Raw genomic sequence first — 14,635 nt, 5'->3', positions numbered from 1 at the left:
CATTTCATTTAAGATGTTACTCGTATTCGTTAGTCTGTGAATGGGCTGTTTCTGTTTCCGGTCCGACTTGAATGGCCTTGATCAGAATCCGCAGTTCGGCTATGAGCAAAACGGTAAACAGAATCAGGAAGAGGAAGAAGGTTGTTTGTACTGAAGCCGTCTCGAGTCGGGAAATACCGGCTATCGTTGGCAAAATATCCTGGATTGCCCACGGTTGTCGGCCTACTTCTGCCACAATCCATCCTGCCTGTCCCGCTATATAAGCCAAAGGAATACTCCATAAAGCGACGAGATGTAACCAGCGCATCTGGAGGAAAGCGGATTTCCGGTGCAGTATCCAAATGGCCAGGAAGAGCAGGATCAGGTATCCGCCCAAAAGGACCATTACGTGGAATGAATAGAACGAGAGTCCGACCGGAGGAATCAGTTCCGATGGATCTTGCAGGTATCCATATCCGAAGTAGGCGAAATTCTCTTCCAATACAGTCCGATGAGTTGCTATACCGGCTTCATCTTTCTCTTTCTTGGCCTGGCGATAATCGGCTAATGCTTGAATGGCCAGTTTCCCTTTAGCAATCTTTTCTTCGGCCGATAAGGCGGGCTGGCCTGTTTTATCCGTATATCCTCCTTCAATCAGGTCGGTGATGCCCGGAACGAAGGCATCTGCATCTCGTTCAGCCAGCAGTGAAAGCATCTTTGGGATTTCTATTTTGAAGAGGAATGGATCTTCCGGGCTGTCATACGAACTACGGTTTGGATTCAGAATTCCAATACCCACCAGTCCGGCTCCTTTTTCACCTTGATACAAACCTTCCATGGCGGCCAGTTTCATCGGTTGCTTGTCGGCTACCTGATAAGCCGAACCATCACCGGTCCAAAGCAAAAGCACGGAAGCCACTAATCCGAAGATAGCTCCAACCTTGATGCTCCGTAGCGCAAAAGCCTGTTCGCGTTTCTTATATAAATACCAGCAACTCAAACCGATGACAAAGGTCGCTCCTGTTACCCAACCGGACAAAACCGTATGGAAAAACTTATTGATGGCTACCGGAGAGAGAGCTACTGCCCAGAAATCAAGCATTTCGTTTCGCACGGTGTCCGGATTGAAGTGCATACCTGCCGGATATTGCATCCAGGCGTTTGCTACCAGAATCCATAAGGCCGAAAGGGTTGCTCCGGCAATAGTCAGCCACGTGGAAGCCAGATGGAAACGTTTGCTCACCTTCTCCCAGCCGAAATACATGACGGCTATAAAGGTTGCTTCCATAAAGAAGGCCACAATACCTTCGATGGCAAGCGGAGCTCCGAATATGTCTCCTACAAACCAACTGTAATTAGACCAGTTTGTCCCGAATTCAAATTCGAGAATCAATCCGGTCGCAACACCGATGGCGAAATTAATTCCAAACAGTTTCATCCAAAAACGGGCAGTCGTTTTCCAATACTCCTTACCCGTTTTTACATACAGCGTTTCCATCAGGGCCTGGATGATACCCAAACCCAATGTAAGAGGCACAAAAAGCCAATGATACATGGCTGTGAGAGCAAACTGAGCTCTCGACCAGTCGATCAATGAGGTGTCAATATTCGCAATCATGGTACATGATGTTATTTAATAAATGAATGAGCCCGGTTGACCAATTCCCCGGAAACATATTCTTCCTTTTCTACCGGCGTCTTATATTTCCCCAGGAAATCAGGAAAAAAGAAGAGTTTTAGGATGAAGAAAATAATGAAGAGCTTGATCAGGATGATCAGCCAGAGAAGTTTTCCCAGCCTCATGCTCAGGAAACCTTCCCGGTAAAAATCGTAGATTTTCCGTATGTACGTCTTCATTTTCGAGGTGTCTTCAGGTTGTTTCTGCCTATCATTTCTTCCCGGAATCCGAATCGGATATTTTATTCCTTATTATATAAACAGCAAGACTAGAAAAAAGTTGCGGGTAATATCTGTAAGATTTTTTCATATCCTGCCGGCAAATGGTAAAAATCCTATTACTTTCTAGCTTTAGCACAGTAGTCGTAAAGCTTTTTGACAGCTGTGCTAAAGCTTTATCACATATATGGAAAAGCTTTTTGACAGCTGTCAAAAAATTGAAAAGTCGTATTCTTTATACCAAGAAGCAACTGGTTGCCCAGTTTAAAATAATAATATACAAACTTGTCTGTCTGATTATTAGATATGAATACGGGTCTGTTTTTATCCAAAGATTCATCTCTTTCTGCAAATAGAAAGCTGTTTGATAGTTGAAATATGACGGATTTTGCTGTTAAAAAAAATTATTTTATTAAAGATTTTATCGGAAATATGATTGTTGATAATTAATGTATCCTTATATTTGCAACAACCTTGGTCCACTGCATAGTGAATTAAGGATATGGATAAGTGAAAAACATTAGTGTGCTAATCTATAAATTTAATTATTATGTCAATTAGTAGAAGATCATTCCTTCAGAGAAGCGCTGCAGCTGCTGCCGCGTTTACAATTGCTCCTAATTCTATTTTAGGAAAAAGTCACGGATATGTAGCTCCGACTGACAAGTTGAATATTGCTGCCGTAGGTATCGGTGGTATGGGTCATGCTAATATCAGTCACGTAAAGGATACCGAAAATCTGGTAGCACTTTGCGATGTTGACTGGAAATATGCTAAAGGTGTATTCGACGAATTCCCCAATGCAAAGAAATATTGGGATTATCGTAAGATGTACGATGAAATGGCTAGCTCAATTGATGCGGTTATCATCGCTACAGCCGACCATACTCATGCTATGATTACTGCCGATGCGATGACTCTGGGAAAACACGTATATTGCCAGAAACCGTTGACTCACTCTGTATATGAATCTCGTTTGCTGACAAATTTAGCTAAATCAACTGGTGTTGCTACCCAGATGGGTAACCAGGGTTCTTCAGATGAAGGAACTGATTTGGTTTGCGAATGGATTTGGAATGGTGAAATCGGTGAAGTATATAAAGTAGAATGTGCTACTGACCGTCCTATTTGGCCGCAGGGTCTGAACGCTCCTGAAAAAGAAGACCGCATTCCGAAGACATTGAACTGGGATTTGTTTACAGGTCCTGCTAAATTGAATCCTTATAACGCTGTATATCATCCTTGGAACTGGCGTGGATGGTGGGATTATGGTACAGGTGCATTGGGAGATATGGCTTGCCACATCTTGCATCAGCCGTTTAAAGCCTTGAAGTTAGGCTATCCTACTAAAGTAGAAGGTTCTTCAACACTGTTGTTGAATGCTTGTGCTCCTCAGGCTCAACACGTTAAATTGACATTCCCGGCTCGTGAAAACATGCCGAAGATCGCTATGCCGGAAGTTGAAATTCACTGGTATGATGGCGGAATGATGCCTGATCGTCCAAAAGGTTTCCCAGAAGGTAAACAATTGATGGGTCCTGGTGGTGGTTTGACAATCTTCCACGGAACAAAAGATACATTGATTTGCGGTTGCTACGGTCAACAGCCGTTCTTGTTGTCAGGTCGTGTTCCTAACGCTCCGAAAGTTTGCCGTCGTGTACCGAAAGCAATGGGCGGTGGTCATGAAATGGACTGGGTAGCAGCTTGTAAGGAAAGCAAAGAAAACCGTCGTGTATTGAAGTCTCGTTTCGAAGAAGCTGGTCCGTTCAATGAAATGGTGGTAATGGGTGTATTGGCAATCCGTTTGCAGGCTTTGAACAAGACATTGGAATGGGATGGCCAGAACATGCAGTTTACCAATATTGCAGACAACGAAACAATCAAGACTTGTATCAAGGATGGTTTCACTATTCATGATGGTCATCCTTCATTCAACAAAGATTGGACAGAACCGGTTAACGCTAAGCAGTTCGCAGCTGAATTGATCAAGCATAACTACCGTGACGGTTGGAAGTTGCCTGATATGCCTAGATAATAAGGTTTTAAACAAAATAAAAAAGTAAAATGAAAAAGTCAGTATTATTTGCTGGTGCAGCAGCACTGATGATGTGCTTTGCATCTTGTAATGGAGGCAAAAAAGCAGAAACAGCTGAAACAACTCCGGTAGAAGAACCTGCAGCAGAAGCAGCAGCTCCTGAGTACAAATTATTGGATCTTCCGACAGTTGATTTGTCTGCTTTCCCGAAAGACAACGATGGCTGGATCACTTTGTTTGACGGTAAGACATTGAACGGTTGGCGTGGTTATGACCGTGAAGATGTTCCGGCAGCTTGGGTTGTAGATGATGGTGCTATCCACATCAAAGGTTCAGGAAATGGTGAAGCTGGTGCTAAGGACGGTGGCGATTTGATTTTCGCTCACAAGTTCAGCAACTTCGAATTGGAATTCGAATGGAAGGTAGATAAAGGTGCCAACTCTGGTGTATTTATCATGATTCAGGAAGTTGAAGGTCAGCCTTCATATATTTCTGCTCCGGAATACCAGGTATTGGATAACGAAAACCATCCAGATGCTAAGTTAGGCGTTGACGGTAACCGTAAATCATCTTCTTTGTATGATATGATTCCGGCTAAACCGCAGAATGCTAAACCTTATGGCGAATGGAACAAGGGTAAGATCCTTTGCTACAAAGGAACAATCGCTCATTATCTGAACAGTGATTCTCCAGTTGTTGAATACCACATGTGGACTCCGGCTTGGAAAGAAATGTTGGATAAGAGTAAATTCAGCAAAGACAAATGGCCGTTGGCATACGAATTGCTGTTGAACTGCGGTGGTGAAAAGAAAGAAGGTTTCATCGGTTTGCAGGATCATGGTGATAACGTATGGTATCGTAACATTCGTATTAAGGTTCTTGACTAATATATAGTTGAACAATTGAATAAAGAGCCCGAGGTTAAGATGTGTTAATCTCGGGCTTTTCTGTAACCAGAGTTTAAGTCGTGTAGTCTTATGGACAAATGAACTTAATTACTAACCATTTAAAAAGTTACAGATATGGATGAATTAATAGGATTGGTAGCCGTTATCGGTATTTTTATTTTCCCGGTTGCAGCCTTAGGTACAGGATGGGTTATTCTGCTTCGTAACCGTCACGAAGAACGCATCAAGATGATTGATAAGGGAGTTATCTTGGCAGAACCCGAACGAAGTCCAAACCGTTATCCGGCATTGCGGAATGGTTTGTTTATGGTGGGACTGGCAATCGGCCTGATTGTAGGTATGTTTGTTGAACCATCGGTTCCGGAAAACGATTTTGAGTTTATGGTGATCCCTACGTTTGCTGTTTTGTTTGGCGGTCTTGGTTTCATTGTTTATTTCGCACTTTCCCGCAAATTGCAAATGAAAGAACGTCTGGAAGACAAGAAAATGAATGCAGATACTGAGCGTAGGATCGAACAACTGTAATCAATGGATGAACGTCGTTGGATAGCCGCTATTCTGGCGGGAGACATGCAGAGTTTCTCATGCCTGGTAGCCAAATATGAGAAAATGGCCTATACCATAGCCGTTCGAATCGTGGAAAACCGGGAGGATGCCGAAGAAGTAGTACAGGATGCATTCTTGAAAATGTATCAGGCTCTGCCAGACTTTCGTTTTGACAGTAAGCTTTCTTCCTGGTTTTATCGGATTGTTTACCGGACGGCTTTGACTGCTTTGCGCGGGCAACATCTTTTTTCGGATTATGACGAAGTAGAGGCCGGAGATGTCTCTCTGGCAGAACAAGAAACCGCTACTTCCCTGCTGGAGAGAGAAGATAGAAAAGAAATCATCTCGCAGATATTGAAGACACTGGAAAAAGATGAGGCTCTGTTATTGACATTATATTATCTGGATGAATGTTCGGTGGAAGAGATCGTTCAAATCACGGATCTTTCCGAATCGAATGTGAAAACAAAACTTTTCCGGGCGCGTAAACATTTCTATACAGCGTTGGAAAAGCGAATGAAGAATGAAATGAGAAATTTGCTGTAAATATGGAAAATAAGGATCTTGACCGACTGACTCGCCGTTTGATGGAAGGAACGGCCGAACGCCCTTCCGCCTCGTTGAATACCCGTATCATGGCTTTGATACGTCAGCAACAAGCAGCTAAAATTGCTTTTGTACCGAATATGCCTTCTACAGCTTCCTGGTTGGGTTGGTTTCTGGTGTATCTGCTACTTGCCGCAGGTGCTTTTTATTACATGTATGCCAATAAATTAACCATGCGTGTTATTCTGGAAGAAATGACACCTTATTTGTCGTTGGTTTTAACCTGTGCACTGGCTGTACCGTTGTATATTGCAGGTGTCTGGTTGGATCGGAAAAGAAATAAAGAAATGCGGCAACAGGAAGAAAGTCTCCAATAAACGTCTGATAAGTTATCAACAATTCACGAAAGTTATCAACAATGCAACGATTGTTTCAGAATAAACGAATGTGATTCAATTTTAAATGTTTAGTTTTGTACCCGGATTTTAATGGGTACAATTTTATGGGAAAGATTATTGCTTTGGCAAATCAGAAAGGCGGTGTTGGTAAAACAACAACGACGATCAATTTAGCCGCTTCATTGGCCGCCCTAGAAAAGAAAGTATTGGTTGTTGATGCTGATCCGCAGGCAAATGCATCTTCCGGTTTGGGAGTTGATATCCGAAATGTGGAAGTTTCCATTTATGAATGTCTGGTGAACGGAAATGATGCACAGACAGCCGTCGTACCAACGGAAATAGAAGGTTTGGACATTATTCCATCTCACATAGATTTGGTTGGTGCGGAGATTGAGATGCTGAATATGGACAATCGCGAACAGATATTGAAACACATACTGGTTCCTCTGAAAACAAAGTATGATTATATTCTGATAGACTGTTCACCTTCGTTGGGATTAATTACTGTCAATGCGCTGACAGCAGCCGATTCGGTGATTATCCCGGTACAATGTGAATATTTTGCGTTGGAAGGAATTAGCAAATTGCTGAATACAATTAAGATTATCAAGTCAAAACTAAATCCGGTATTAGAGATAGAAGGTTTTCTGCTGACCATGTATGATTCACGCCTTCGTTTGGCTAACCAGATTTATGAAGAGGTAAAGCGCCCGTTCCAGAATTTGGTATTTAATACCGTCATTCAACGGAACGTGAAGTTAAGTGAGGCGTCCAGCTATGGAAAGCCGGTGCTTTTGTATGATGCCGATTCGAAGGGCTCACTGAATTATATGCAATTGGCACAGGAATTAATAGATAAGAATAAGTAATAGTTGATATTGTCGGTTAAGAAGGGAGATTTATGGTAATGAAAAGATCGGCTTTGGGCCGTGGTTTGGATGCATTGATTACGATGGACGACTTGAAGACAAGTGGCTCATCGTCTATTAGTGAGATTGAGTTGAGTAAAATCCAGCCCAATCCAGAACAGCCTCGTTCTGTATTCGAGCAAGAATCCTTGGAAGAACTGGCCGCTTCGATCCGTTCGTTAGGAGTGATTCAGCCGATTACACTCAAGGAAACCGGAGCAGAGCAGTATATGATCATTTCAGGAGAACGTCGTTACCGGGCTTCTTTAATGGCTGGACTTACTTCCATTCCGGCGTATATCCGTACGGCAGCTGATGACAATGTGGTAGAAATGGCATTGATAGAAAATATCCAGCGTGAGGATTTGAATGCTATCGAAATCGCTTTGGCTTACCAGAAACTGATCGAAACCTACGGATTGACTCAGGAAAAGCTGAGTGAACGGATCGGAAAGAAAAGAGCTACAATCGCCAATTATCTTCGTTTGCTGAAATTACCGGCCGAAATTCAGGTTGGACTGAAAGATAAACGGATTGATATGGGACATGCACGTGCCTTATTGCCTGTTGAAGATCCTGAAGTACAGTTGGCTCTTTATGAGCAGATTCTGGCAGAAGGTTTGTCGGTCCGTCAGGTAGAAGAAATGGTCCGTTCGGTGGCTGAGGGAGAAACATTGCCTCAGAAACCGGTAGACGAGAAAAAGAAAAAGGAAACCCTGCCTGAAGAATTTGATCTGTTGAAAGAACATTTGTCGAGATTTTTCCAGACGAAAGTTCAGCTAGTTTGTAATAAAAAGGGAAAAGGAAAGATAACGATCCCGTTTGCTTCAGAAGAAGAGTTGGAAAAATTGATCAGCTTGTTGGATAATTTGAAATGATATACCGGATTCTACTTGTTTGTCTGGCTTTTATAAGTTGTTCGTCGTGGGGATTTGCCCAAGATGCGAAGTCGTTTGAAATAAAGGCTGATTCCTCGCGGATAGAAGCAGCTGCTGATTCGACTGTGCGGTCGGTGATGCTGGCGGCTGATTCTTTGCCGAAGCCGGCCCAAATCAAGATGGAATTCAAACCGGATCCGAAGAAAGCCGTTTTGATGGCTCTTGTTCCGGGTTTAGGTCAGATTTATAACCGGAAGTTCTGGAAATTGCCCATTGTTTACGGAGGTTTGATGGGTTGTATGTATGCAGTAACGTGGAATAACCGTAATTATCAGGACTACTCTACTGCCTATAAGGATATTATGATGGATGCGGAAGAGCCGAACCGACCGGTAGAAGAGTTTCATACCAGCTGGCAGGATTTCTTAGGTGTCGGGTATGATCCGAAAGAATGGGTTACCAATACCAATTTCCAGACCCAGTTGAAGAACCGGAAAGATTATTACCGCCGTTATCGTGATTTAAGTATTATCATAACAGTTGGTGTTTACGCGTTGTCTATTATTGATGCCTATGTGGATGCCCAGCTGTTTGATTTTGACATATCTCCGGATTTATCCATGCATTGGGAGCCTTCGGTTACACCACAGACGGCTTATAGTTCCCGATCGTATGGATTAAACTGCAGTATCAAGTTTTAGTAGCATGAAAAGACTAGTTGTTTTGTTGGTATGTTTAGCATACGGTGCGATGCCGATATGCGGACAAGAATTGGAACAGGAATATCCCAGTTCGACATTGCCTGCCGATTCAATCGTAGAAGAAATAGTTGGTATTATTCCGGAAAGTCTGGATTCGGATATTGATAGTTTACTTCATTCATGGCATGTGCAATATTTCACCAAACGGGAGGATTATTGTCATGATGATGAAGAGAATGTTTATTTCCCAGACTCGGTATATGCTAGTCGTTTGGCTAGTTTGCCCCGTATTATCCCCATGCCATATAACAATGTAGTACGCGATTGTATTGATCTATATACCGAACGGCGCCGAAATCTGGTTCGTTATATGTTGGGCATGGCCGACTATTATTTCCCAATCATAGAAGAAGTACTTGATAAACATGGCTTGCCTATCGAACTGAAATACCTGGCTGTGGTTGAAAGTGCCTTGAACCCGGTTGCTTTGTCGCGAGTTGGAGCTTGTGGGTTGTGGCAGTTCATGCTTCCGACCGGTAAACAATATGGATTGACGATTAACAGTTTGGTAGACGACCGTCGCGATCCGGTGAAGGCTACAGAGGCCGCTTGCGCTTATTTCAAGGATATGTATGCTATCTATAAAGACTGGAGTCTGGTGATGGCATCCTATAATTGCGGACCGGGAAATGTCAATAAAGCAATCAAACGTTCGGGAGGAAAGACGAACTTCTGGGATATATTTCCTTACTTGCCGAAAGAAACCCGTTCGTATGTGCCGTTGTTTATTGCCGCTAATTATGTGATGAATTATTATTGCGATCATAACCTTTGTCCGTTGGAAACCAATTTGCCTCTGGCAACAGATACCATTCATGTGAACAAGATGCTGCATTTGCAGCAAGTATCGGAAGTGCTTCAGGTAGACTTGGAACAGTTGAGGGCTTTGAATCCGCAATATAAGCGGGATATAGTTCCCGGAAATACCGGTGATGCCGTATTGAAACTTCCGGCAAGTGATACGTATGCGTTTGTTGATAAAGAAGACTCCATCTATCAGTATCGGGTAGAAGAGTTTTTGCCTTCTTACCTTGTTACGATCAGCGGTGGTTCTACTTCGGGAGTAGCGACACGGGAACAGGTGACGCATATTGTCTTGAAGAATGAGAATATCTATACGATTGCTAATCGCTATGGTGTCACACCACAAGAAATCAAGAAATGGAATCGTTTATCATCGAATCGGCTGGCACGCGGAAAACGTCTGAAGCTGTATGTTGATAACGGTGGTGTTTATTTGTCTGTCAAGAATGCCCAGAAGGAGAAAACTGCATCAGCTTCGCCTGCCCAAAAAGCAGAAAAGAAAGACGGTTATATCGCCCACAAGGTTCGTTCGGGAGAATCCTTGTATTCGATAGCATCCAAATATCCCGGAGTGTCAGCACAGACTTTGAAACAGGCCAATAACCTGTCGGATTCCAAAATTATTCCGGGACAAGTATTGAAAATCCCGGTCGGATAAGATTGTTTTTTCTTTTTCTTGTCCAAATAGTATGCCCTTAACAAATATTTCCTATATTTGTGTTTACACATCATAAAGCTGGGAGGTTGTGCCATGGAAGAAATGAAGGACATGCTAAATACAAATAAACCAAATGCAGGAACAACGGAAGCGTCAAAACTGTCTCCTGACGAACAAATGATACAAGACGGGTTTAATGACCTGTTACAGGATTACCTGAATTCCAATCATCGCCGTAAGGTAGAACGTATAACCAAGGCGTTCAATTTTGCTAAGCAGGCACACGACGGTGTGAAACGTCGTTCAGGAGAACCGTATATCATGCATCCGATCGCTGTAGCCAAGATTGTCTGCAGTGAGATGGGATTGGGTTCTACTTCTATTTGTGCTGCCTTGTTACACGATGTGGTGGAAGATACGGAATATACCGTCGAAGATATTCGCAATATGTTTGGCGATAAGATCGCGCAGATTGTGGACGGACTGACTAAAATCTCCGGTGGTATCTTTGGTGAACAAGCTTCTGCACAGGCGGAAAACTTCCGCAAGTTACTCTTGACGATGAGTGATGATATTCGTGTGATCTTGATCAAGATCGCCGATCGCCTGCATAATATGCGTACTTTAGGTTCCATGTTGCCTGCCAAGCAATTTAAGATTGCGGGTGAAACGCTTTATCTGTATGCTCCGTTAGCGCATCGCCTCGGTTTATTCTCCATTAAGACGGAACTGGAAGACCTGAGTTTCAAATACGAACATCCGCAAGAGTATGAAGCTATCCGTCGGAAACTGGAAGCAACGGCTTCTGCCCGCGAACTTTTATTCAAGCATTTTGCCGAACCGGTGGATGCCAAGTTGAAGGCAATGGGGCTGAACTATGAAATGAAAGCCCGCGTGAAATCCATTTATTCCATTTGGAACAAGATGCAGGCCAAGAAAGTTGCCTTCGAAGATATTTATGATATTTATGCCGTTCGTATCATCTTCGATCCGTTACCAGGAGTGGATGAGAAGAACCAGTGCTGGGATATCTATTCTGCGATTACGGATATTTACCGTATCCGTCCGGATCGTATTCGGGATTGGGTAAGTCGTCCGAAGGCTAATGGATATCAGGCATTGCATCTGACCGTAATGGGGCCGGACGGACAATGGGTAGAAATACAGATCCGTAGTCGCCGAATGGACGACATTGCAGAGAAAGGTTTTGCTGCGCATTGGAAGTATAAGGAAAACCATGTTGAGGAAGATACGGAACTGGATAAATGGCTTCAGACAATCACCGAAATTCTTGAAAGTCCAGATCCAAATGCCTTGGATTTTCTGGATACCATTAAATTGAATCTCTTTTCATCTGAAATATTTGTCTTTACCCCAAAGGGTGAATTGAAGACCTTGCCACAAGGTGCGACTGCTTTGGATTTTGCTTATGCTTTGCACTCTGATGTGGGAAACAAATGTATTGGTGCGAAAGTAAATCATAAACTGGTTCCTCTGAGTCATAAGTTGAGTAGCGGAGATCAGGTGGAAGTATTGACTTCCCGATCCCAGACACCGCAAGCGGAATGGTTGAATTTTGTGACGACGGCTAGAGCACGAACCAAGATTACTGCTGTGGTGCGTCGTATCCGAAAGGAAACGATCAAAGGCGGAGAAGCGAAAGTGTTAGCTGCTTGCCAGAAGTCGGGAGTAGAACCTTCAGCTCAGAATTTGGATAAGCTGGCGATGTATTATGGCTTCAGTAAGCGTGACGACTTGTACTATTCAGTTGAGAAAGGTGATGTAGTGTTGCCGGAAAATGTTCGTAAGCTTTTCCGGGAGAAAGATGAAAACGGTCTCTTTAAATATGTAAAGCAAGCCTTACGTCGGGCAACTAAGTATTCAAAATCGACTCCGGAAGAGGCCGTTAATGAGACGCAAACGAAGGAAAAACCGGTTTATGACAAGAAGAAGCCGTATATCCTGAAAGAAGAAGCCTTCGAGCGTAATTATGTGATAGCTGAGTGTTGTAAACCGATTCCGGGTGATGAATCATTAGGTTTTATCAACGACGACGGGAATGTGGTTGTTCACAAGCGTTCTTGTCCTATTGCCATGCGTTTGAAGAGTAGCTTTGGTGAGCGTATTTTGAATACGGTATGGAGTAGTCATCAGCTTTCATCTTTTGAGGCAACGCTCGAAGTCAAAGGTATCGACTCATTGGGTGTGTTGAATGAGATAACGAAAATCATCTCTGAGGAGTTTAATGTATATATTATCCGCCTTTTGATTGAGGCCAAAGATGGTGTATTTGAGGGACGCATCAAATTGAAAGTACACGATGTGGAAGATATTCAGAAGTTGTGCGTACGTCTTTCGAAGATTGAGAATATCAAGTCTGTTTCCCGTATCGCCGATTGATGAAGATATAAATAAAACAGGCACGAACTTCTATCCATTCGTGCCTGTTTTATGTCATTTATAATTATCAATTATTAGAACGGCAGATCATCTACTGGATTAGAAGGACCAAAATCTGGAGCAGCTATCGGAGCACCAGAAGGTATAATGTTATCAGGTGTGATGTCTGCAGGAGCTGCATTCATGGGAGCTGCTGCAGGACGTTCTACTTTCCAAGCATTGATGTTGGTGTACCATTTCCCCATATATTCACGGCTTTCGATATCGAATGAAACAGTCAGTTCTTCCCCTGGCTGGATAGCGGCTTGAGCAATACGGTCTGCACCAAACAACTGGAAACAAACTTTCTTGGGATACTGATCATGCGTTTCCAATACGTATTCCTGCTTTTTCCATTCGTTACCGTTCTTGCTGACGCCACCTTGCTCGGGCAAGACAGCTATGATTTTTCCTGTAATTTCCATATACTATTGTGTTTATTAATTCGTAATTGCCTGGCGAAGGTACGGCTTTTCCGGCGTAAAACCTTGCGAAAGCTGAATAAATTATTCCTCCGGATCAATCCTGTCGAATGCTTCTTTGATAGATAATAATTCTGCCCGGATGAGTTTGAGCTTGTTGACTACTTCCACCTGCCGGATGACTTTCTCTTTGTTGTCGCGTAACTTCTTCTTGGCACCAGCTAATGTCATGCCTTGTTCTTTAAGCAGGTAATAGACTACGCGGACGGATTCGATGTCTTCCTCTTTGTAGAACCGAGTCCCTTTCTCGTTCTTCCGCGGATTGATCATGTCGAACTCTTTCTCCCAAAACCGAAGTGCCGACTCATTGATATCAAACATCTGTGCCACCTCGCTGATGGAATAGTATAATTTCAGGGGTTTGTCTTTCTTGATGGTCATACTGTAATTTCTCCTCTTAATCCATTACCTGACCGTGATTTTCGGCGATCTGGATCATCCGGTCGTATTCTTCCGGCGTCAGATCCATATAATAATACTTGGACGGGTTGTCGTAACGGCCGCGTACAATCACTTCATAGTGCAAATGAGGACCGGTTGACTTTCCGGTATTTCCGACAGCACCAATTACTTCTCCGCGTTTTACCTTTTGTCCGACACGTACCTTAAACTTGCTCATATGTCCGTATAAGGTCTGATATCCATAACCATGATCAATCATGACACAGTTACCATAACCTTGTTTCCAACCAGCCATGGTGACTTTCCCATCACCTGTAGCATAAATATCTGTTCCAACCTTGGCTGAAAAGTCCATTCCTGAATGGAATCGGGGAGTACGATAGATAGGATCGATACGCATGCCGTAACCAGAAGCCGTTTGCCGTAGATCTTTATTGGAAATGGGCTGGATAGCCGGAATACATTTTGCCCGTTCTTCCTGATTCTTTCCGATCTCAATCAGCTCTTCCAGTGAATTAGACTGGATATAAAGCTGTTTACGAAGCATGTCCATCTTTTGGGTAGTCGAGACAACCAGTTCGGCGTTGCTAAGTTCCATCAGATGTTTATATCGGTTGGTTCCGCCAAATCCGGATTTGCGGACGGATTCAGGAATTGATTCAGCCTGAAAAATGGCACGGTATAAATTCTCGTCACGTTGCTGGATGTCATCCAAGATTTCCATCGCATTGTTCAGACGCAGATCCAGTACTTCATATTGGGTTTGCAATAACTTGTTTTCCTTTCGCAGTTGAGATTCCTGGGGCGAATCGATGACGTGCATCATAATGAAGAACGTGGCGATACCGAAAGCAATTCCTGTACTCAAATGTCGCAGAACAGAAAACAGCCGATCCTTGGCCGAAGGGTAAACACGTTCATAATCCAGCGTGTTGGGGTTGTATAAATAATATGTTTTCCTGTTTTTAAATAGTTTCATTGAATATTTTGTTGCT

At 43.1% G+C, this 14,635-nt stretch carries 15 protein-coding genes; 10 read left to right on the top strand and 5 right to left on the bottom strand.

What is annotated here, in order from left to right:
• Positions 1 to 16 precede the first annotated feature (16 nt).
• Together MUN53_RS07980 and MUN53_RS07975 are read right to left on the bottom strand one after the other, a co-directional pair.
• Entirely contained in the window at positions 17 to 1,597 is a 1,581-nt protein-coding gene (locus tag MUN53_RS07980; RefSeq protein ID WP_243324586.1) for a cytochrome ubiquinol oxidase subunit I, read from the bottom strand.
• Positions 1,598 to 1,608: 11 nt separating this feature from the next.
• Entirely contained in the window at positions 1,609 to 1,836 is a 228-nt protein-coding gene (locus MUN53_RS07975) for a DUF4492 domain-containing protein (RefSeq protein ID WP_243324585.1), read from the bottom strand.
• A 586-nt stretch (positions 1,837 to 2,422) separates the two neighbouring features.
• Here MUN53_RS07975 and MUN53_RS07970 point away from each other — a divergent pair.
• The 10 genes from MUN53_RS07970 (at position 2,423) to MUN53_RS07925 (ending at position 12,717) form a co-directional block, all read left to right on the top strand.
• Positions 2,423 to 3,910, top strand: coding sequence for a Gfo/Idh/MocA family protein (locus MUN53_RS07970; RefSeq protein ID WP_243324655.1), 1,488 nt, complete (start codon positions 2,423 to 2,425; stop codon positions 3,908 to 3,910).
• 29 nt (positions 3,911 to 3,939) lie between these two features.
• The gene (locus tag MUN53_RS07965) at positions 3,940 to 4,797 is read left to right on the top strand and encodes a 3-keto-disaccharide hydrolase (RefSeq protein ID WP_243324583.1); all 858 of its coding nucleotides are present in this window, start codon (positions 3,940 to 3,942) and stop codon (positions 4,795 to 4,797) included.
• A 135-nt stretch (positions 4,798 to 4,932) separates the two neighbouring features.
• The gene (locus MUN53_RS07960) at positions 4,933 to 5,343 is read left to right on the top strand and encodes a DUF6249 domain-containing protein (RefSeq protein WP_022454718.1); all 411 of its coding nucleotides are present in this window, start codon (positions 4,933 to 4,935) and stop codon (positions 5,341 to 5,343) included.
• Between the two features lie 3 nt (positions 5,344 to 5,346).
• Positions 5,347 to 5,910 (top strand): RNA polymerase sigma factor, encoded by a 564-nt coding sequence (locus MUN53_RS07955; RefSeq protein ID WP_243324581.1) that lies wholly within the window; start codon positions 5,347 to 5,349, stop codon positions 5,908 to 5,910.
• A 2-nt stretch (positions 5,911 to 5,912) separates the two neighbouring features.
• Positions 5,913 to 6,287, top strand: a complete 375-nt coding sequence (locus MUN53_RS07950) for a hypothetical protein (protein WP_243324579.1) — start codon at positions 5,913 to 5,915, stop codon at positions 6,285 to 6,287.
• A gap of 125 nt (positions 6,288 to 6,412) precedes the next feature.
• Entirely contained in the window at positions 6,413 to 7,177 is a 765-nt protein-coding gene (locus MUN53_RS07945) for a ParA family protein (protein ID WP_243324578.1), read from the top strand.
• A gap of 32 nt (positions 7,178 to 7,209) precedes the next feature.
• Complete coding sequence (locus MUN53_RS07940) at positions 7,210 to 8,094, top strand: ParB/RepB/Spo0J family partition protein (RefSeq protein ID WP_243324575.1); 885 nt, start codon at positions 7,210 to 7,212, stop codon at positions 8,092 to 8,094.
• Positions 8,091 to 8,795, top strand: a complete 705-nt coding sequence (locus MUN53_RS07935) for a DUF5683 domain-containing protein (protein WP_022454723.1) — start codon at positions 8,091 to 8,093, stop codon at positions 8,793 to 8,795. Before MUN53_RS07940 ends, MUN53_RS07935 begins: the two co-directional genes overlap by 4 nt.
• A 4-nt stretch (positions 8,796 to 8,799) precedes the next feature.
• Positions 8,800 to 10,317: a lytic transglycosylase domain-containing protein gene (locus MUN53_RS07930; protein ID WP_243324573.1), complete on the top strand. Its 1,518-nt coding sequence runs from the start codon at positions 8,800 to 8,802 to the stop codon at positions 10,315 to 10,317.
• Between the two features lie 102 nt (positions 10,318 to 10,419).
• Entirely contained in the window at positions 10,420 to 12,717 is a 2,298-nt protein-coding gene (locus MUN53_RS07925) for a RelA/SpoT family protein (protein WP_243324653.1), read from the top strand.
• A 74-nt stretch (positions 12,718 to 12,791) separates the two neighbouring features.
• On the opposite strand, the gene MUN53_RS07920 is transcribed toward MUN53_RS07925, so the two are convergent.
• From MUN53_RS07920 to MUN53_RS07910, 3 genes are all read right to left on the bottom strand, one after another.
• Positions 12,792 to 13,181 (bottom strand): DUF3127 domain-containing protein, encoded by a 390-nt coding sequence (locus tag MUN53_RS07920; RefSeq protein WP_243324571.1) that lies wholly within the window; start codon positions 13,179 to 13,181, stop codon positions 12,792 to 12,794.
• An 81-nt stretch (positions 13,182 to 13,262) separates the two neighbouring features.
• Positions 13,263 to 13,619 carry a MerR family transcriptional regulator gene (locus tag MUN53_RS07915; RefSeq protein ID WP_243324570.1) on the bottom strand — a complete coding sequence of 119 codons (357 nt, stop codon included), beginning with the start codon at positions 13,617 to 13,619 and terminating at the stop codon, positions 13,263 to 13,265.
• 16 nt (positions 13,620 to 13,635) lie between these two features.
• Positions 13,636 to 14,619: a M23 family metallopeptidase gene (locus MUN53_RS07910; protein ID WP_243324568.1), complete on the bottom strand. Its 984-nt coding sequence runs from the start codon at positions 14,617 to 14,619 to the stop codon at positions 13,636 to 13,638.
• Between the last annotated feature and the right edge of the window lie 16 nt (positions 14,620 to 14,635).

Source organism: Parabacteroides faecalis (assembly GCF_022809355.1).
GTDB lineage: Bacteria > Bacteroidota > Bacteroidia > Bacteroidales > Tannerellaceae > Parabacteroides > Parabacteroides faecalis.
The sequence above is the reverse complement of the archived record's forward strand: the minus strand, read 5'-3'. Positions and strand labels throughout refer to the sequence as shown.

Coding starts and splice junctions, on each gene's coding strand:
- MUN53_RS07980 (WP_243324586.1), bottom strand. CDS start 1,597: ATGATTGCGAATATTGACACCTCATTGATCGACTGGTCGAGAGCTCAG.
- MUN53_RS07975 (WP_243324585.1), bottom strand. CDS start 1,836: ATGAAGACGTACATACGGAAAATCTACGATTTTTACCGGGAAGGTTTC.
- MUN53_RS07965 (WP_243324583.1), top strand. CDS start 3,940: ATGAAAAAGTCAGTATTATTTGCTGGTGCAGCAGCACTGATGATGTGC.
- MUN53_RS07960 (WP_022454718.1), top strand. CDS start 4,933: ATGGATGAATTAATAGGATTGGTAGCCGTTATCGGTATTTTTATTTTC.
- MUN53_RS07955 (WP_243324581.1), top strand. CDS start 5,347: ATGGATGAACGTCGTTGGATAGCCGCTATTCTGGCGGGAGACATGCAG.
- MUN53_RS07950 (WP_243324579.1), top strand. CDS start 5,913: ATGGAAAATAAGGATCTTGACCGACTGACTCGCCGTTTGATGGAAGGA.
- MUN53_RS07945 (WP_243324578.1), top strand. CDS start 6,413: ATGGGAAAGATTATTGCTTTGGCAAATCAGAAAGGCGGTGTTGGTAAA.
- MUN53_RS07940 (WP_243324575.1), top strand. CDS start 7,210: ATGGTAATGAAAAGATCGGCTTTGGGCCGTGGTTTGGATGCATTGATT.
- MUN53_RS07935 (WP_022454723.1), top strand. CDS start 8,091: ATGATATACCGGATTCTACTTGTTTGTCTGGCTTTTATAAGTTGTTCG.
- MUN53_RS07930 (WP_243324573.1), top strand. CDS start 8,800: ATGAAAAGACTAGTTGTTTTGTTGGTATGTTTAGCATACGGTGCGATG.
- MUN53_RS07925 (WP_243324653.1), top strand. CDS start 10,420: ATGAAGGACATGCTAAATACAAATAAACCAAATGCAGGAACAACGGAA.
- MUN53_RS07920 (WP_243324571.1), bottom strand. CDS start 13,181: ATGGAAATTACAGGAAAAATCATAGCTGTCTTGCCCGAGCAAGGTGGC.
- MUN53_RS07915 (WP_243324570.1), bottom strand. CDS start 13,619: ATGACCATCAAGAAAGACAAACCCCTGAAATTATACTATTCCATCAGC.
- MUN53_RS07910 (WP_243324568.1), bottom strand. CDS start 14,619: ATGAAACTATTTAAAAACAGGAAAACATATTATTTATACAACCCCAAC.